The 17,325-nt window shown below is 71.3% G+C and carries 17 protein-coding genes and 1 rRNA gene; 3 read left to right on the top strand and 15 right to left on the bottom strand.

The window, feature by feature from the left end; all coding sequences use genetic code 11:
- Nucleotides 1-23: 23 nt before the first annotated feature.
- The 5 genes from ACZ4WH_RS39075 to ACZ4WH_RS39055 all read right to left on the bottom strand — a co-directional run bounded on the left by ACZ4WH_RS39075 (nt 24) and on the right by ACZ4WH_RS39055 (nt 5,718).
- Entirely contained in the window at nt 24-1,733 is a 1,710-nt protein-coding gene (locus ACZ4WH_RS39075) for a bifunctional uroporphyrinogen-III C-methyltransferase/uroporphyrinogen-III synthase (RefSeq protein ID WP_468189948.1), read from the bottom strand.
- Nucleotides 1,730-2,701 carry a hydroxymethylbilane synthase gene (gene hemC, locus ACZ4WH_RS39070; protein WP_468189946.1) on the bottom strand — a complete coding sequence of 324 codons (972 nt, stop codon included), beginning with the start codon at nt 2,699-2,701 and terminating at the stop codon, nt 1,730-1,732. Before hemC ends, ACZ4WH_RS39075 begins: the two co-directional genes overlap by 4 nt.
- Nucleotides 2,698-4,392 (bottom strand): glutamyl-tRNA reductase, encoded by a 1,695-nt coding sequence (locus tag ACZ4WH_RS39065; protein WP_468189944.1) that lies wholly within the window; start codon nt 4,390-4,392, stop codon nt 2,698-2,700. The genes hemC and ACZ4WH_RS39065 overlap by 4 nt, the downstream gene beginning before the upstream one ends.
- A complete protein-coding gene (locus tag ACZ4WH_RS39060; RefSeq protein WP_468189942.1) occupies nt 4,389-5,165 on the bottom strand; it encodes a redox-sensing transcriptional repressor Rex in 777 nt (258 codons plus the stop codon). Before ACZ4WH_RS39060 ends, ACZ4WH_RS39065 begins: the two co-directional genes overlap by 4 nt.
- A 280-nt stretch (nt 5,166-5,445) precedes the next feature.
- A complete protein-coding gene (locus tag ACZ4WH_RS39055; RefSeq protein ID WP_468189940.1) occupies nt 5,446-5,718 on the bottom strand; it encodes a glutaredoxin family protein in 273 nt (90 codons plus the stop codon).
- 126 nt (nt 5,719-5,844) lie between these two features.
- On the opposite strand from ACZ4WH_RS39055, the gene ACZ4WH_RS39050 reads away from it, so the two are divergent.
- The 3 genes from ACZ4WH_RS39050 (at nt 5,845) to ACZ4WH_RS39040 (ending at nt 9,295) form a co-directional block, all read left to right on the top strand.
- Nucleotides 5,845-6,765, top strand: a complete 921-nt coding sequence (locus ACZ4WH_RS39050) for an HAD family hydrolase (RefSeq protein ID WP_468189938.1) — start codon at nt 5,845-5,847, stop codon at nt 6,763-6,765.
- A 285-nt stretch (nt 6,766-7,050) separates the two neighbouring features.
- A complete protein-coding gene (locus ACZ4WH_RS39045) occupies nt 7,051-7,827 on the top strand; it encodes an ECF subfamily RNA polymerase sigma factor, BldN family (protein ID WP_468189936.1) in 777 nt (258 codons plus the stop codon).
- Nucleotides 7,828-8,062: 235 nt separating this feature from the next.
- Entirely contained in the window at nt 8,063-9,295 is a 1,233-nt protein-coding gene (locus tag ACZ4WH_RS39040; protein ID WP_468189934.1) for a DUF5667 domain-containing protein, read from the top strand.
- 102 nt (nt 9,296-9,397) lie between these two features.
- On the opposite strand, the gene ACZ4WH_RS39035 is transcribed toward ACZ4WH_RS39040, so the two are convergent.
- The 10 genes from ACZ4WH_RS39035 to rrf form a co-directional block, all read right to left on the bottom strand.
- Complete coding sequence (locus ACZ4WH_RS39035; protein WP_468189932.1) at nt 9,398-10,453, bottom strand: lysophospholipid acyltransferase family protein; 1,056 nt, start codon at nt 10,451-10,453, stop codon at nt 9,398-9,400.
- 14 nt (nt 10,454-10,467) lie between these two features.
- Nucleotides 10,468-11,529 (bottom strand): NAD-dependent epimerase/dehydratase family protein, encoded by a 1,062-nt coding sequence (locus ACZ4WH_RS39030; protein WP_468189930.1) that lies wholly within the window; start codon nt 11,527-11,529, stop codon nt 10,468-10,470.
- Nucleotides 11,530-11,748: 219 nt separating this feature from the next.
- Nucleotides 11,749-11,847 (bottom strand): 30S ribosomal protein bS22, encoded by a 99-nt coding sequence (locus ACZ4WH_RS39025; RefSeq protein WP_003948845.1) that lies wholly within the window; start codon nt 11,845-11,847, stop codon nt 11,749-11,751.
- 136 nt (nt 11,848-11,983) lie between these two features.
- Complete coding sequence (locus ACZ4WH_RS39020; RefSeq protein WP_212907930.1) at nt 11,984-12,193, bottom strand: helix-turn-helix domain-containing protein; 210 nt, start codon at nt 12,191-12,193, stop codon at nt 11,984-11,986.
- A gap of 129 nt (nt 12,194-12,322) precedes the next feature.
- Nucleotides 12,323-13,138: a phosphatase gene (locus tag ACZ4WH_RS39015; protein ID WP_468189928.1), complete on the bottom strand. Its 816-nt coding sequence runs from the start codon at nt 13,136-13,138 to the stop codon at nt 12,323-12,325.
- Between the two features lie 99 nt (nt 13,139-13,237).
- A complete protein-coding gene (locus ACZ4WH_RS39010) occupies nt 13,238-14,410 on the bottom strand; it encodes an acetoin utilization protein AcuC (RefSeq protein ID WP_468189926.1) in 1,173 nt (390 codons plus the stop codon).
- Complete coding sequence (locus ACZ4WH_RS39005; RefSeq protein ID WP_468189924.1) at nt 14,361-15,578, bottom strand: MFS transporter; 1,218 nt, start codon at nt 15,576-15,578, stop codon at nt 14,361-14,363. The genes ACZ4WH_RS39010 and ACZ4WH_RS39005 overlap by 50 nt, the downstream gene beginning before the upstream one ends.
- A gap of 151 nt (nt 15,579-15,729) precedes the next feature.
- Entirely contained in the window at nt 15,730-16,443 is a 714-nt protein-coding gene (locus ACZ4WH_RS39000) for a VC0807 family protein (RefSeq protein WP_468189922.1), read from the bottom strand.
- A 92-nt stretch (nt 16,444-16,535) separates the two neighbouring features.
- Complete coding sequence (locus ACZ4WH_RS38995; RefSeq protein WP_468189920.1) at nt 16,536-17,180, bottom strand: HAD family hydrolase; 645 nt, start codon at nt 17,178-17,180, stop codon at nt 16,536-16,538.
- 59 nt (nt 17,181-17,239) lie between these two features.
- Nucleotides 17,240-17,325 (bottom strand): 5S ribosomal RNA (rrf, locus tag ACZ4WH_RS38990); the annotation flags it as partial.

Raw genomic sequence — 17,325 nt, 5'->3', positions numbered from 1 at the left:
CGCGAGGCCCGCTCCGCCCTACCTCAGGTGGTCGACCGCCTCCGTCGCGCCCCCGGCCGCCGCTCGCTGGGCCGGGTCACCGGGTCCCCGGCCTCCAGCGCGGCGGCTCGCCGCTTCATGCCGAAGTCCGCCAGCGCCTCCGCCAGCTTGTGCACGGACGGCTCCGGGGCCATGACGTCGACCCGCAGCCCGTGTTCCTCGGCGGTCTTGGCCGTGGCCGGGCCGATGCAGGCGATCACGGTGACGTTGTGCGGCTTGCCCGCGATGCCCACCAGGTTCCGGACCGTGGAGGACGACGTGAACAGCACCGCGTCGAAGCCGCCGCCCTTGATCGCCTCGCGGGTCTCCGCCGGCGGCGGCGACGCCCGCACGGTCCGGTAGGCCGTGACGTCGTCGACCTCCCAGCCCAGCTCGATCAGACCGGCCACCAGGGTCTCGGTGGCGATGTCGGCGCGGGGCAGGAAGACGCGGTCGATCGGGTCGAAGACCGGGTCGTAGGGGGGCCAGTCCTCCAGGAGGCCGGCCGCCGACTGCTCCCCGCTCGGCACCAGGTCCGGCTTCACGCCGAACGCGATCAGCGCCTTGGCGGTCTGCTCGCCCACCGCGGCCACCTTGATGCCCGCGAAGGCACGCGCGTCGAGGCCGTACTCCTCGAACTTCTCCCGGACGGCCTTCACCGCGTTGACGGAGGTGAACGCGATCCACTCGTAGCGGCCCGTCACCAGTCCCTTGACCGCCCGCTCCATCTGCTGCGGGGTGCGCGGGGGCTCCACCGCGATCGTCGGGACCTCGTGCGGCACCGCGCCGTAGGACCGCAACTGGTCGGAGAGCGACGCCGCCTGCTCCTTCGTGCGCGGCACGAGCACCTTCCAGCCGAACAGCGGCTTGGATTCGAACCACGACAGCTCGTCGCGCCGGGCGGCGGCGGAACGCTCACCGACCACGGCTATCACCGGCCGGCCGCCGTCCGGGGACGGCAGCACCTTCGCCTGCTTCAGCGTCTGCGCGATCGTGCCGAGCGTCGCCGTCCAGGTGCGCTGCCGGGTCGTCGTACCGGCGATCGTCACCGTCAGCGGGGTGTCCGGCTTGCGGCCCGCCGAGACCAGCTCGCCCGCCGCGGCGGCGACCGAGTCCAGGGTCGTCGAGACGACCACCGTGCCGTCCGACGCGCCCACCTCCGTCCAGCACCGGTCGGAGGCCGTCCGGGCGTCCACGAACCGGACGTCCGCGCCCTGCGCGTCCCGCAGCGGCACGCCGGCGTACGCGGGCACGCCGACCGCCGCCGCGACACCGGGGACGACCTCGAAGGGCACCCCGGCGGCGGCGCAGGCGAGCATTTCCTCGGCCGCGTACGTATCCAGTCCCGGGTCCCCGGACACCGCACGGACGACCCGCCTGCCGCCCCGCGCGGCCTCCATGACAAGATGAGCGGCATCCCGAGCAGGAGCCGGGACAGCGGCGGGTGTTGACGTGCCGTCAACGACCGTCAGCTGGGGCGTGCCCGTGCCCGGCGGGGACACCGATGAGGAGTCCGCGTCCGTCGGCACCACGGAGACGCCCTGCCGCGCGTGCGTCCGGATCACGTCGAGCACCTCGTGCTCGGCGACCAGGACGTCCGCGTGCGACAGCGCCTCCACGGCGCGCAGAGTCAGCAGTCCCGGATCCCCGGGTCCGGCACCGAGGAAGGTGACGTGCCCGTGTTCCGGACCGGCGGGAAGGGTGGTGGGGCTCAATGTGCTCGCTCCCCCATCAGACCGGCCGCGCCCTGGGCAAGCATCTCGGTGGCGAGTTCGCGACCGAGTGCCGTCGCCTGGTCGTGCGTCTGGGGCACGGGACCGGTGGTGGACAGCTGCACCATGCGGGTGCCGTCGGTCGTGCCGACGACGCCGCGCAGGCGCATTTCCTTGACAGTCTGCCCGTCGGCCAGAAGGTCGGCCAGCGCGCCCACAGGTGCGCTGCAACCGGCCTCCAGGGCGGCGAGCAGTGACCGCTCGGCGGTGACGGCGACCCGCGTGAACGGGTCGTCCAGTTCGCCGAGCGCGGCGACGAGTGCGGCGTCTTGGGCGGTGTTCCCCGCCCTGCACTCGATCGCCAGGGCCCCCTGGCCGGGGGCGGGCAAAACGGTGTCGACCGAGAGGAAGTCGGTCACTTCGTCGATGCGGCCGATCCGGTTCAGTCCGGCGGCGGCCAGCACGACCGCGTCCAGTTCGCCGTCGCGGACGTATCCGATCCGCGTGTCGACGTTGCCGCGGATCGGGACCGTCTCGATGTCCAGGCCGTGGGTACGGGCGTACGCGTTCAGCTGTGCCATGCGGCGTGGCGAACCGGTGCCGATGCGCGCGCCCCGCGGCAGGTCCGTGAACTTCAGCGCGTCGCGGGCGACGATCACGTCGCGCGGGTCCTCGCGTATTGGTACGGCGGCCAGGACCAGCTCCTCGGGCTGCGTGGTCGGGAGGTCCTTGAGCGAATGAACCGCGAAGTCGACCTCGCCCCTCAGCAGCGCGTCGCGCAGCGCCGTGACGAACACGCCGGTGCCGCCGATCTGCGCGAGCGCCTCGCGGGAGACATCGCCGTACGTGGTGATCTCGACCAGCTCGACGGGCCGCCCGGTCACCTGGCGGACGGCCTCCGCCACCTGCCCGGACTGGGCCATGGCGAGCTTGCTCCGCCTGGTCCCCAGCCGCAGTGCCTTCTCACTCATGCCGGCCCTCGGTTCTTCTCTGTGCTGTCCTCGGCCCGCGAGACGGCGGCCACCGTCTCGGGGTCGAGGTCGAACAGGGTGCGCAGCGCGTCGGCGTACCCGGCGCCGCCGGGCTCGGCGGCGAGCTGCTTGACCCGTACGGTCGGCGCGTGCAGCAGCTTGTCCACGACCCGGTGCACTGCCTGGCGGATCTCGCCGCGCTGGCGTTCGTCCAGGTCGGGCAGGCGGCCGTCGAGGCGGGCGATCTCGCCGGCGACGACGTCGGCGGCCATGGTGCGCAGCGCGACGACGGTCGGCGTGATGTGCGCCGCCCGCTGTGCCGCGCCGAAGGCCGTGACCTCGTCGGAGACGATACGCCGGACCTGGTCCACGTCGGCCGCCATCGGCGCGTCGGCGGACGCTTCCGCCAGCGACTCGATGTCGACCAGACGGACCCCGGCCAGCCGGTGCACGGCCGCGTCGATGTCGCGGGGCATGGCCAGGTCGAGCAGGAAGAAGAAGGGCGCGGGCCGCTCGGCGACCGGCTCGGGCCTGCGCCGCTCGGGGATGCGGCCGACGGTGGCGGCGGTCGCGGCGAGCGCGGTGATCAGCTCGGCGTCCGCCTCGGGCGTCCGGCGCTCCCGGCGGTCGATCGTGCCGCCCGCCGCCCAGGCCGCGTGCTGTTCCAGGGTGGCCGCGTCCATGCCGGCCACGGCTGCCTCGCCCATGACGGAGAAGCCGGGCTGTACGGCGGCCAGGTCCAGCGGGCAGTTCTCGTCGGCGCCGACGCTGGTGTGGCGCACGGGCGTCCCGGGCTTCACGGCCTCCGGCCGCACGGCCGTGGCGCCGGTGTCGGCGACCGGGGCGCCGGTACGGCCCTCGACCGCGTGCGCGACCGCCTCCGCCGTGAGCACCAGGCCCGTCGCCCCGGTGCAGGAGACGACGACGTCGGCACGTGTCAGTTCGGCGGCCACCGCGTCCATGCGCACCGCGCGGGCGGTGACCTCGTTCTCGTCGGACTCGGTGAGGATCTCGGCGAGCCGCTCGGCGCGCTCGAAGGTGCGGTTGGCGACGACGACCTCGGCGACCCCGGCGCGCGCGAGCGTCGCGGCGGCCAGGGACGACATCGACCCGGCGCCGATGATCAGCGCCTTCTTGCCCGCGGCCCAGTCGGGGACGGGCGCCCCGACGGCCAGCTGCTCCAGGCCGAAGGTGACCAGGGACTGGCCGGCGCGGTCGATGCCGGTCTCGGAGTGGGCGCGCTTGCCGACCCGCAGGGCCTGCTGGAACAGGTCGTTCAGCAGCCTGCCGGCGGTGTGCAGGTCCTGGGCGCGGGCCAGGGAGTCCTTGATCTGGCCGAGGATCTGCCCCTCGCCGACGACCATCGAGTCGAGCCCGCAGGCCACCGAGAACAGGTGGTGGACGGCCCGGTCCTCGTAGTGCACGTAGAGGTACGGAGTGAGTTCGTCCAGGCCGACCCCGCTGTGCTGGGCGAGCAGCGTGGACAGCTCGGCGACACCGGCGTGGAACTTGTCCACGTCGGCGTACAGCTCGATGCGGTTGCAGGTGGCGAGCACCGCGGCCTCGGTGGCGGGCTCGGCGGCGACCGTGTCCTGGAGCAGCTTGGTCTGGGCGTCCGCGCTCAGCGCGGCCCGCTCCAGCACGCTGACCGGGGCACTGCGGTGGCTCAGTCCGACGACGAGGAGGCTCATGCCGGCATCACGGCGGGGACGTCCCCGTCGGGCCCCTGGTCGGCGGAGTCGTCGGCGGCCACGCCACGGGAAGCGGCGGCGGGCAGCGCGCCGTCGCCCGCGGCGGTCTCCTCACCGGCCTTGCGCTGCTCGTGGAAGGCGAGGATCTGGAGTTCGATCGAGAGGTCGACCTTGCGCACGTCGACGCCGTCCGGGACGGACAGCACGGTCGGCGCGAAGTTCAGGATGGAGGTGACCCCGGCGGCCACGAGCCGGTCGCAGACCTGCTGGGCGGCACCGGCCGGGGTGGCGATCACACCGATGGACACGCCGTTGTCCTTGACGATCTTCTCGAGGTCGTCGGTGTGCTGCACGGGGATGCCCGCGACCGGCTTGCCGGCCATCGCCGGGTCGGCGTCGATCAGCGCGGCGACCCGGAAGCCACGGGAGGCGAACCCGCCGTAGTTGGCGAGGGCGGCGCCGAGGTTACCGATACCGACGATGACAACCGGCCAGTCCTGGGTCAGGCCGAGTTCGCGGGAGATCTGGTAGACGAGATACTCCACGTCGTAGCCGACACCGCGCGTTCCGTAGGAGCCCAGGTAGGAGAAGTCCTTGCGCAGCTTGGCGGAGTTGACTCCCGCCGCCGCGGCCAGCTCCTCGGAGGAGACCGTGGGGACCGAGCGCTCCGACAGTGCGGTCAGGGCTCGGAGGTACAGCGGAAGCCGGGCGACGGTGGCCTCGGGAATCCCTCGGCTACGGGTCGCCGGTCGGTGTGTTCGGCCAGTTGCCACGGTGCTCCTGCGGGTAGAGCGGGGCTGTAGGCGGTCATACGTCCCCAGACCGCCCCGTCGAAAGCAGGCTATGTCTTTGTGAACGCGTGCACAAAGATGGTGTCCGATTTGCCCGGCAGAAGTGACCGGGGTCACGCGACTTTTGCGCCCTCGCCGGGAACCGGCGCATACGCACCGGCGTTCCTTCGTTACTGGGGGCAAAACCGCACACACTCCTCACGAATCCCGCCCCCGAGACCAAACCGCCGTCGATCCTAAGCGACTTTCCGGCCGGTTTGGACTACTCGGTCAGTGCCCGGCGCAGTCGCTCCTCGTTCACGCGCCAGAAGGTGTGCTGTTCACCGTCGACCAGTACGACCGGGATCTGTTCCCAGTAGCGGTCGTGCAGCTCCCGGTCCTCGGTGATGTCCTTCGGCTCCCACGGCACACCGAGGTCGCCGCACACCTTCTCGATCACCACCTGCGCGTCGTCGCACAGATGACAGCCCGGCTTGCGGATGAGAGTGACCAGCCGCGCGCGCGGCTCGGCCCTGCGTCGGAAGAGGGGACTCATACGGGCCATTCTCGCGCGCTCCACGCCCATTCCGGATCGCTTCTTTAACGGCCCGGTCGCGCAGAGTTCACGACCTCCCAACCTCCGGTCGCCGGAACCGCCGAACCAACTGGCTATGCTCACGTCATGGCCGCTCTCGGATGGCTCACTCCCCGTAGGCGCTCCGCCACGGCGCGGAGCGTGTTGGCAGGCGAGGCCTCGGCGGAGGCTGCCCGCAAGTCCTCGCGGGAAGCCCCGCGCGCCACGCCGGAGGAACCCGAGTTCCCGGTGATCGGCGACGACAGGGCCGCCGCCTTCTTCGACCTCGACAACACGGTGATGCAGGGCGCCGCGCTGTTCCACTTCGGCCGGGGGCTGTACAAGCGGAAGTTCTTCGAGACCCGCGACCTCGCCAAGTTCGCCTGGCAGCAGGCCTGGTTCCGGCTGGCCGGCGTCGAGGACCCGGAGCACATGCAGGACGCCCGCGACTCGGCGCTGTCGATCGTCAAGGGCCACCGGGTCGCCGAGTTGGAGTCGATCGGCGAGGAGATCTACGACGAGTACATGGCCGACCGCATCTGGCCCGGCACCCGCGCCCTCGCCCAGGCCCACCTGGACGCGGGCCAGAAGGTATGGCTGGTCACCGCCGCCCCGGTGGAGATCGCCCAGGTGATCGCGCGCCGCCTGGGCCTCACGGGTGCCCTCGGCACGGTGGCGGAGTCGGTCGACGGCGTCTACACCGGCCGGCTGGTCGGCGAGCCGCTGCACGGGCCGGCCAAGGCGGAGGCGGTCCGCGCGCTCGCCGCGGCGGAGGGGCTGGACCTGTCCCGCTGCGCGGCCTACAGCGACAGCCACAACGACATCCCGATGCTGTCCCTGGTCGGCCACCCCTACGCCATCAACCCGGACGCCAAGCTCCGCAGGCACGCCCGCGAGAAGGACTGGCGCCTGCGCGACTACCGCACGGGCCGCAAGGCGGCGAAGGTCGGCATTCCGGCGGCAGCCGGGGTCGGCGCGGTCGCCGGGGGCACGGCGGCGGCGATCGCCCTGAGCCGACGGCGCCGCTAGCCGTCACGACCGTCCCGCGCGCACGAATTATGCCGCGGCCATTTCAACACGCGCCGGTCCTCACCGAAACCTGCCTCTTTCCGGTCAACAAGCGATCAGCTTGCGCAACTTGACCCGCCATCAAACGGTTACGGATGCGACGCAATCGATGATTTGAGCAACTCGGTGTAGCAGTGCCTGTACGAAGCGTTATTCTCCTCAGACGCAAACCGGTACCCCTCCGTCGCTACGACGGGTGAAAGGTCCCGCACTGCACGTGATGGAAGCTCTGCCTCTGGGAGTCCCGTGTACCCACACGTCGGGGTTGACGCCTCGGGCCTGGCTACGCTGCGCGCAACGGTCGCAACGGTGAAAAAGACGCTGCGCGGCTTCGTCCCCGCCGCGTACGCCGTCCCCGCCTTCGCCGGCGCGCCCGTCGGCCCGTGCTACGCACTGGCCGACGGCAGCGCCGCCGTCGGCAGACGGGGGCGTGCCACCGGTGCGGCCACCGCCCGCCGCCCGGCCGCCGACAGCGACAGCGCCCGGATGATGGACCTGGTCGAACGCGCCCAGGCGGGGGAGGCCGAGGCCTTCGGGCGGCTCTACGACCAGTACAGCGACACCGTCTACCGGTACATCTACTACCGCGTCGGCGGTCGGGCGACCGCCGAGGACCTCACCAGTGAGACCTTTCTGCGGGCGCTCAGAAGGATCGGCACCTTCACCTGGCAGGGCCGCGACTTCGGCGCCTGGCTGGTCACCATCGCCCGGAACCTGGTCGCCGACCACTTCAAGTCCAGCCGCTTCCGGCTGGAGGTCACCACCGGCGAGATGCTCGACGCCAACGAGGTCGAACGCTCCCCGGAGGACTCCGTCCTGGAATCCCTGTCGAACGCCGCCCTGCTCGACGCCGTACGGCGGCTCAACCCCCAGCAGCAGGAGTGCGTGACGCTCCGCTTCCTCCAGGGCCTCTCGGTCGCCGAGACCGCCCGGGTCATGGGCAAGAACGAGGGCGCCATCAAGACCCTCCAGTACCGCGCCGTACGCACCCTCGCCCGGCTGCTCCCGGACGACGCCCGCTGAACCAGGTGACCCAAGGCGACGGCCAACTCACCTACCGTGAAAGTCCGTTGCCTTTCCGATCCGGTCATCCTCCGTCCGTAACCCAAGTGCCGCGCCAGTCGTTGTGCGGGATACAGGCTCCCTGTGGTCACGTCCTGGCCGACCCCGATCGCTCGATCGTGTGGAAGTGTCGTGGGCGTGCAACCCTCAGGACCCCCTGGGGAGTCGACCGTCATGACGAGAGGAGGTGCCGCCAGTGATCGCGAACGTATCGGCGCACCGGCGGGCGAACGCCTTCGCCCAGGCCCTGGAGGAGCAGTCCGACCGGGACACGGCGGCCGAGCAGTCCGTAGGCCCGGCGGGATCACCGCCGACCACCGAGGAACGGACCGAGCGGGGCGAACTGCTGGCCCTGGCGGCGGGCCTGGGCGCGCTGCCCAAACCGCAGCTCGACCCCGAGGTCAAGGTCGTCCAGCGGGCCCAGCTGGTGGCCGCGATGGAGGCGATGCTCCAGGAGGGCACGGGGGCGGCGGACGCGTCGGTACCGGAACAGCGGTCCCACCGGGCCAAGGGCGCGCACAGGGCGAGCCCGCTAGGCAAGTTCCGCCCGCGCACGAGACTGACCAAGGGACTCGCGGCCGGCGGGCTCAGCGTGGGCGTGGCCGCCGGGGCCTTCGGCGGGGTCGCCGCCGCCAGCTCCGACGCCCTGCCCGGCGACTCGCTGTACGGACTGAAACGCGGCATCGAGGACTTCAAGCTCAACTACCTGACCGACGGCGACGACCAGCGCGGCCAGACCTACCTCGACCAGGCCTCCACCCGCCTCAGCGAGGCCCGACGGCTGCTGGAGCGCGGCCGGGGCGGCCATCTGGACCACGAGTCCATCGGTGAGATCCGCCGCACCCTGTCCGGGATGCAGCACGACGTCACCGAGGGCCACCGCCTGCTCCACGCGGCCTACGAGGCCGACCCGGACTCGCTCGGTCCCATCCAGGCGCTGTCCACGTTCTCCCGGTCCCACCGGCAGGCCTGGAGCGCGCTCAGCGACAAGCTGCCCATGCAGCTGGGCGATGTGAAACAACAGGTGTCCTCGGTCTTCGACGCCATAGACGAAGAGGTCGCCCCGTTGCAGTCCCTGCTCCCGCAGCCACCCGCCCAGCCGGGCGACGGCAGACACCCGGGCGGCTCCGGCCCGGCAGTCACGGGCTCCTCCGGCAGCCATCGGTCCACCACGCCGAGCGCCGGCAGCACCCCGTCCGCCGACAACCACAGCGGAACGGGCACGCCGAGCGGCCCGGCCACCGGCAGCAGCGGTGACGGGCTGATCGGCGGCGACACCGGCGGCCTGCTCGACCCGCCGAAGACCGGCTCCGACCCCACGTCCCCGTCCACCGGCAAGTCCCCCACGGGCCAGCCGGACGTCACGATCCCGCCGCTCATCCCCGACCTGCTCCCGGGCCTGGGCATCGACGGGGAGGACGCGGACTGACGCCGTAGGGCCACGGCATCGAGGGCGCCCCTTTCCGAGCAGGGGCGCCCTCGATGCCTTTCGGCGCCCTCTCGGCCGACCGAGTCGGGCGGGTGGGCAGACTCAGAAGAACACCGAGCGCCGCTGCACCAACAGCTTGTACAGCGTGTGCTGAATCTGCTCCCGCACCTGATCGGTCAGGTTGAACATCAGCATCGGGTCCTCCGCCGCCTCCGGCGGATACCCGTCCGTCGGAATCGGCTCCCCGAACTGGATCGTCCACTTCGTGGGCAGCGGAATCGCACCCAGCGGACCGAGCCAGGGAAACGTCGGCGTCAACGGGAAGTACGGGAAGCCCAGCACCCGCGCCAGCGTCTTCGCGTTGCCGATCATCGGGTAGATCTCCTCCGCCCCGACGATCGAGCACGGAATGATCGGCACACCCTGACGCAGGGCCGTGGAGACGAACCCGCCACGCCCGAACCGCTGGAGCTTGTACCGCTCGCTGAAAGGTTTCCCGATCCCCTTGAAGCCCTCCGGCATCACCCCGACCAGCTCGCCCTGACCCAGCAGCCGTTCCGCGTCCTCCGCGCAGGCGAGGGTGTGCCCCAGCTTGCGGGCCAGCTCGTTGACCACCGGCAGCACGAAGACCAGGTCGGCGGCGAGCAGGCGGAGATGGCGGCCGGCCGGGTGGTGGTCGTGCACCGCCACCTGCATCATCAGCCCGTCCAGCGGCAGCGTCCCGGAGTGGTTGGCGACGATCAGCGCCCCGCCGTCGGCCGGGATGTTCTCGATGCCCTTCACCTCGACCCGGAAGTACTTCTCGTACACCGGCCGCAGCAGCGACATCAGGACCTGGTCGGTCAGCTCCTCGTCGTAGCCGAAGTCGTCGACCTCGTAGTCCCCGGTGAGCCGGCGCCGCAGAAAGGCCAGCCCGGCCGCCACCCGCCGCTCCAGGCCGCCGTCCCGCCCGGCGGCCTCCGCCGGCTCTTCCTCGCGGCTCACAGGAGCATCCTCCCGCGCCCGCTCCCGCCCCGGCAGGGGCTGGACCGCACCCATCTCCCCCGGCTCCCCGAGCGCACCGCGCCGGCTCCCCCCGCTCCGCCGCCGCGGCTGGCGCTGTGCGGCGCTTCCGCGGGACCGGTCGTCGTCGAACGGAATGACCTTGGCGTCCGCCATCGTTGCCGCTCTCCTCAGTTGGCGCTGTGCGTCTGGGGGTGGCCGCCTGCCCTCGCGGTCAGCGCGGCGATCCGGTCGACGGCCGCCGCCAGGGTCTCCGGCGGCAGCAGCCCGGCGCCCTGGCCGCGCGCGAAGTCCGCGAAGGTCTCGGCCGTCGTGTAGCGGGGCGTGAAGCCCAGCGTCTCGCGCATCTGAACGGTGTCCACGACCCGCCCGTGGGTGAGCAGCCGGATCTGCTCCGGCGAGAAGTCCGTCATACCGAGCGTACGCACCAGGGAGCCGGCCCAGGTGACCGCGGGCAGCAGCAGCGGCACGGTGGGCCGTCCGAGCCGCCGGGAGCACTGGGAGAGCAGCAGCACGCCGTCCCCGGCGATGTTGAAGGTGCCGCTGTTCAGGGTGCCCCGGCGCGGCTCGTGCGAGGCGATCCGCAGCACCTCGATGACGTCGTCCTCGTGCACGAACTGGAGCCGCGGGTCGTAGCCGAACACGGTCGGCAGGACGGGCAGCGCGAAGTACGAGGCGAGCGGGGTGTCCGCGGCCGGCCCGAGGATGTTGGCGAACCGCAGCACGCACACGGCGACGTCCGGCCGCCGCCGCGCGAACCCGCGCACATACCCCTCCACCTCGACGGCGTCCTTCGCGAAGCCGCCGCTGGGCAGCGACTTGGGCGGGGTCGTCTCGGTGAACACGGCAGGATCGCGCGGCGCGGAGCCGTAGACGTTCGTACTGGACTTCACCACCAGGCGCCGCACGGTCGGCGACTTCTGGCAGGCGCCGAGCAGCTGCATGGTGCCGATGACGTTGGTCTCCTTGACCGTGGCCCGGCTGCCGCCGCCCAGGGCCGTGCCCGTGACGTCCAGGTGCACGACCGTGTCGGCGCCGGTCTCGGCGAGCACCCGGGCGATGGTCGGCTGCCGGATGTCGGCCTGGACGAAGTCGGCGCCGCCCAGATGGTGCGCCGGCGGCACCGCGTCCACGGCGATCACACGCTCGACCTCCGGGTCCCGCTGGATCCGCCGCACGAACCGGCCGCCGAGCTGCCGGGCGACTCCGGTGACGAGCACGATCCGTCCCAAGATCAGCGCCTTCCTTCCCGCGTAACCGGTATCCCGCGTTCCCCGTGTGCGGCCAACCTAGCCGGTCGATGTTGCGCTGTGATGACCCAAGGTGCGCCCGGCGACGGAATTTCCCCCATCGGTATATGCCTGTGGCCCCCCACCACTGCTGGTGGGGGGCCACAGGGCCACACTCTCGCGGCGCCGCTTACGGATCACCCCCGCTTACGCGGGGACCGCTTACTTCTTGTTGCGGCGCTGAACGCGCGTGCGCTTGAGCAGCTTGCGGTGCTTCTTCTTGGCCATCCGCTTGCGCCGCTTCTTGATAACAGAGCCCACGACTACCCTCGCTCACTTCTCATCACTCGGTTGTTTGGGCGCCATGGGCCCACACGACCTACGAGGGGCTAGCCTACCCAACCGAGCGCCGAGGTCGTAATCGAGGGGGTGCCCCCGGGTCACCCAGGGGTCGCCGTCAGGCCGTCTCCACCCCCACATAGCTGTCGCGGAGGTACTCGTGTACCGCTTGTTCCGGGACGCGGAACGACCGTCCGACCCGGATCGCGGGCAGATGACCGCTGTGCACCAGGCGGTACACGGTCATCTTCGACACTCGCATCACCGAGGCGACCTCCGCCACGGTAAGGAACTGAACCTCGTTCAGAGGCCTCTCGCCAGCTGCCATGACACACCTGAACCTTCCGCACTCGACGGCCACCGGCTTCCCCTTCCGGTGACTCTTCGTCGTTGCGTGCTCACTCCCCAGACTAGGGGCGGGTGATGCGAGTGGGGAAGAGGTGCACCCATCGGCGGCCTACTGTGACAGACACGCTCGATTGAGTACGTAGCGGATCAGCGGCCGATAGTGAGCAGACCCCACTGCGTCATCAACCGGAACGACGACGGACACCCGCCCCTCGGCCTCCCCCACGAACAACGCGGGATCATCGGTGTCAGCCAGGCCGATGGCCTCGAACCCCAGCTGACCAGCACCGCAGACCCACCCGTGGTCCCCGACGACCAGCTCCGGCAGCGGTCCGCCGGCCTCCGCCGCGGCGTCCAGCACCACCCGAACCGGGAGGGGCGAGTGGCTGTGGGCGCCGGGCTCACAACCGGGGCGCCCGCTCGCCGGTTCCCGCACCAGGGCAACCCCTCGTACGTAGTCGAGGCGATGAGTACGTAGACCGAACCGGGTCAATATGTCGACACAGCGACCCTGCGCCGGGGTGAGAACCTCACATCCCGCCGCCGACAGCGCGTCCGCAAGACGGGCGTAGAAACCGAGCAGCGGCCGCGGGTGCCCGGTGCCGATCAGCACGGGCGCGCCACGCAGGGCAACCTCCCGGATCCGCCCGGCGAAGGCGTCCAGCGCGGCGAGCGTCCGCTCGGGATCGATCACATCCGGTCCGGAGGTGTACCGGGGATCGGCCGAAACCCCGCACTTCTCCGCCATCAACCCGAGCAAGTCCCGGACTCCCCACGCCCCTTCGGGATCGATCCCGATCAACGCGCGCGGGTCCCGGGCGGCGAACAGCCGATAACTGCGCAGACTGTCCTCCCGCGAGGTCGCCACCACCCCGGCCAGCCGAGCGGCCACCAGATGGGCGCGGAGACGGGCGGCGGTCAACACGGATGCGATGGTGGCCCATGGGGGGTGGGGGCGGGACGGAAACGACGGAACTCCGCACGGTTGGCCTAATGCCGGCCTACAGGCGGGTGGGAGAGACCGTCAGGGAAGAAGCCCGCGCAACGGGAACACCGCCCGCCGGGTCGCCAGCACCGCCTGGTCGACCCGGTCGGCGGGGTCGTACCCCTCCTCCCAGGACGCCCACGACACCGGCCACAACCCGTCCGTCATCCGCCACGGCCCCGACTGCCGCGTCCGGGCGAACACGGCCTGCCGCCATGCCTCGGGAATCACCGCCTCCGGAGCGACCGGCTTCCCGGCCGCGATCCCCACCAGATGCGTCCACGAGCGCGGTACGACGTCCACCACCGCGTATCCGCCCCCGCCCAGTGCGACCCACTTGCCCCCCGCGTACTCGTGCGCCAGGTCGTGACAGGCCACCTGCACCGCCCGCTGCGCGTCCAGCGAGACCGCCAGATGCGCGAGCGGGTCCTCGAAGTGCGTGTCGGCCCCGTGCTGGGTGACGAGGACCTGCGGCCGGAACTCCGCGAGCAGCTCCGGCACCACGGCGTGGAAGGCCCGCACCCACCCCGCGTCCCCGGTCCCGGCCGGCAGCGCCACGTTGACCGCGGCGCCCTCCCCCGCGCCCGCCCCGGTCTCCTCCGGCCAGCCGGTCTGCGGGAACAACGTACGAGGATGCTCGTGCAAGGAGATCGTCAGCACCCGCGGGTCCTCCCAGAACGCGGCCTGCACCCCGTCCCCGTGGTGGACGTCGACGTCCACGTAGGCGACCCGCTCGGCGCCCAGCTCCAGCAGCCGCGCGATGGCGAGCGACGCGTCGTTGTAGATGCAGAACCCCGACGCCCCACCGGGCATCGCGTGGTGCAGCCCGCCCGCGAAGTTCACGGCGTGCTCGGCGTCCCCCCGCCACACCGCCTCGGCCGCCCCCACCGACTGCCCGGCGATCAGCGCGGACACCTCGTGCATCCCGGCGAACGCGGGATCGTCGACCGTACCGAGCCCGTACGAACCGTCCGCCCCCGCCGGATCGGCCGACGCGGCCTTCACGGCGTCGATGTAGTCCTCCCGGTGGACCAGCCGGAGCGTGGACTCGCCGGCCGCTTTCGCCGCGACGACCTCCACCTCCCGGTCGAGCCCGAAGGCACCGACCAGCCGGCGGGTCAGCTCCAGCCGGACCGGATCCATCGGATGGTTCCGACCGAAGTCATAGCCCGTTACTGCCTCGTCCCACATCAGCTGTGCGCGGCCGCTCATGCCCGCCACCGTATCGGTCCGGTTGAGCGGCGAACGACCTGGCGTACCCCAGTGTCACCAGCACCAACACCATCGGCACGAGCATGGCCCCCCGATAGCTCCACGCGTCACCGAGAGCGCCCACCAGCGGAGCGCCGATCAGGAAACCCACGTAGTTGAAGATGTTCAGCCGTGCGACGGCCGCGTCCGAGGCGCCGGGGAACAACCGTCCCGCCGCCGCGAACGTCTGCGGCACCAACACGCACAACCCCAGCCCCAGCAGGGTGAACCCGAGCATCCCGGCCCACGCGCCGGGCGCCGCGGCCACCACCGCGAACCCGCCGGCCGCGACCACCGCTCCGAGCCGTACGACCGCCACGGCCCCGAACCGACGTACCCCGAGGTCCCCGATGGCCCGCCCCACGAGCGTGGTCACCATGTACACGTTGTACGGCACGGTCGCCAGCTGCTCCGAGCTGCCCAGCACGTCCTTCAGATACTTCGCGCTCCAGTTGGAGACGGTCGAGTCCCCGATGTAGGCGAACATCATCACCAGGCACAGCGGCAGCAGCAGCTTGAAGACGACGGTCCCGCGCTCCGCGGTCCGCTCCGGAGCGGGCGCGGGAACGTCGTCGACGTACCACCGGCTCCCCACCAGCGTCGCCGGCAGCAGCACGGCCGCCACCGGCAGATACGACACCCACAGCGCGAGGTGCCAGTGCGCCCCCGCCCAGGCCAGCGAGGCCCCCAGGATCGCGCCCAGGCTGTAGACGGCGTGGAAGCCGAGCATGATGCTGCGCCCGTACGACCGCTGGAGGCTGACGCCGAGCATGTTCATGGACGCGTCCAGCGCGCCCACCGCCAGGCCGAACACGCTCAGCGCGACGGCCAGTACGGCCACCTGCCCGCGCCCGCCCGCCCCGACGCCGAGCAACGCCAGCAGCACCACCGGCTGGGACCAGCGCAGCAGCCGGCTGGGCCGTACGCGCTTCACCAGCTGCTCGGTGGTCACGCTGCCGACCCCGGCGAGGATCGGCACGGCGGCCAGGAAGACCGGCAGCAGCGCGTCGGAGACGCCGTACCGGTTCTGGATGGCCGGGATACGCGTCACCAGCAGGGCGAAGGCGACACCCTGGGCGAAGAAGCTGAACGCCAGCGAGGCCCTACCGCGCCGCAGCACATCAGTCATGGCGGCGAGAGTAGGGCCCCGGGCTACCGCTGGGTAGATCCAGCCAAAGATGAATTTCCCTCAGCTTCGTTCCGGCTTCGGCTCCTTCAGGCTTCGGCTCATCCGGGCTTCGGCTCGCTGATCGGGTGGCGAGGGACAAGACGGCGGGGGATCAGGCGGCGACGGCCATCGCGGGTCGCGCCGCTCGGCCGGCCTCCACCTCGGCCGCGAGCATCCGCTCCATCGGCCCCACGGCCAGCCCCCCGCTGACCACGACCGCGATCCCCATCGCCGCGATCAGGATGATCGAGCCCAGCCACACCATGGTGTCCACGGGGATGGTGTACGCACCCACGACCCGTACGACGCACTCGGCCAGCAGGGCCAGCCCCCACACCACGGAGAACGCCCGCTCCCTGGACCGGAAGGCGGTGGACTCGGCCGCGGCCCCGGACACCAGCCGCTCCCAGGCCGCTTCCCTCGCCGCGTCGCCCTTCACGACGAAGGGCTTCATGCCGGCGGTCATCATCGGCTTGCCGAGCCAGACGGACACCAGGATGCCGACGGCCACCGTGCTGCTGACCCCGCTGTCCTTGGCCAGCATCAGCCGCGGGTCCCCCGAGACGAAGCTCAGCAGCAGGGAGACGACGTTGACGACGAGGATGAGACCCGCCAGCGCGTTGGTCCTGCGCTCCCTGGCCAGTCCCCATGCGGTCCGCACCGCCGGTACGACACTGCTCCAGGCGAGCGCCGCGAAGGTGCTCGTCCCGAAGGCGTCCTTGAAGAGGTAGTAGGAGCCGAGCGGCAGCGCCACATCGATGAGCAGCGGCTTGAAGTTGTCCAGCACGCTCGGCTTCCGGCCCTGGTTCCCCGTGGTCTTCGTCATGCCCTCAGCTTCGCCGCCGGGCGGGGTTAGGCAGTAGAAACGATCGTCCATAGCTCCGCATGACAAATGTCAGCCCGCACGGCCGACCGGGGTCATACCAGCAGGTCGAGCAACTGGTCCATGCAGGAGAAGAGTTGACCGGCACCCGCGAGCTTCGCCGCCGGCGTCAACGCGATGAACCCGTACACGTCCATCCCGGCCGCCACAGCCGCCTGTACGCCCAGCGGGGAGTCCTCCACGACCACGCACCGCTCGGGGGCCACTCCCATCCGCTGGGCCGCGTGCAGGAACAGATCCGGCGCCGGCTTGCCCCGCCCCACGTCCTCCGAGCTGAAGACGCGCTCCTCCGCGAACCACCGGTCGAGTCCGGTCGTCCGATGCCCCACCCGGATCCGCGCGTGGCTCCCGGAGGAGGCCACACAGTACGGCACCCCGTCCACGGCCAGCTTCTCCAGTACGCCGGCCACCCCGGGCACGGGCTGCAACTCCCGCTCGAACGCGGCGAACACCCGTGTGTGGAAGACCTCGTCGAAGTCCGCCGGCAGCCGCTGACCCGTCCGCTCCAGAATCAGCTCGTGAATCCGGTGCATCGCCGACCCCATGTAGTCACGGATGGAGTCCTCGTACGAGGTGGGGTGCCCCAACTCGGTCAGATAGGCGGCCAGGAGCCGGTTGGATATGGGCTCGCTGTCCACGAGGACACCGTCGTTGTCGAAGATGACGAGGTCATAGCGCATGGCATCACCCTAAACGCAGAAAACCCCCGCACCGAAGTGCGGGGGTTTCCTCAAGAATTGTTCGGCGGTGTCCTACTCTCCCACAGGGTCCCCCCTGCAGTACCATCGGCGCTGTGAGGCTTAGCTTCCGGGTTCGGAATGTAAC

The organism is Streptomyces sp. NPDC029138 (genome assembly GCF_055564375.1).
Note: the sequence above shows the minus strand (reverse complement) of the source record. Positions and strands in the feature narration are given on the sequence as shown.

Bases quoted from the DNA above. Each gene is read 5' to 3' on its own strand.
- ACZ4WH_RS39065 (WP_468189944.1), bottom strand. From the start codon at position 4,392: ATGAGCCTCCTCGTCGTCGGACTGAGCCACCGCAGTGCCCCGGTCAGC.
- ACZ4WH_RS39050 (WP_468189938.1), top strand. From the start codon at position 5,845: ATGGCCGCTCTCGGATGGCTCACTCCCCGTAGGCGCTCCGCCACGGCG.
- ACZ4WH_RS39000 (WP_468189922.1), bottom strand. From the start codon at position 16,443: ATGACGAAGACCACGGGGAACCAGGGCCGGAAGCCGAGCGTGCTGGAC.
- ACZ4WH_RS39055 (WP_468189940.1), bottom strand. From the start codon at position 5,718: ATGAGTCCCCTCTTCCGACGCAGGGCCGAGCCGCGCGCGCGGCTGGTC.
- ACZ4WH_RS38995 (WP_468189920.1), bottom strand. From the start codon at position 17,180: ATGCGCTATGACCTCGTCATCTTCGACAACGACGGTGTCCTCGTGGAC.
- ACZ4WH_RS39020 (WP_212907930.1), bottom strand. From the start codon at position 12,193: ATGGCAGCTGGCGAGAGGCCTCTGAACGAGGTTCAGTTCCTTACCGTG.
- ACZ4WH_RS39035 (WP_468189932.1), bottom strand. From the start codon at position 10,453: ATGGCGGACGCCAAGGTCATTCCGTTCGACGACGACCGGTCCCGCGGA.
- ACZ4WH_RS39005 (WP_468189924.1), bottom strand. From the start codon at position 15,578: ATGACTGATGTGCTGCGGCGCGGTAGGGCCTCGCTGGCGTTCAGCTTC.
- hemC (WP_468189946.1), bottom strand. From the start codon at position 2,701: ATGAGTGAGAAGGCACTGCGGCTGGGGACCAGGCGGAGCAAGCTCGCC.
- ACZ4WH_RS39010 (WP_468189926.1), bottom strand. From the start codon at position 14,410: ATGAGCGGCCGCGCACAGCTGATGTGGGACGAGGCAGTAACGGGCTAT.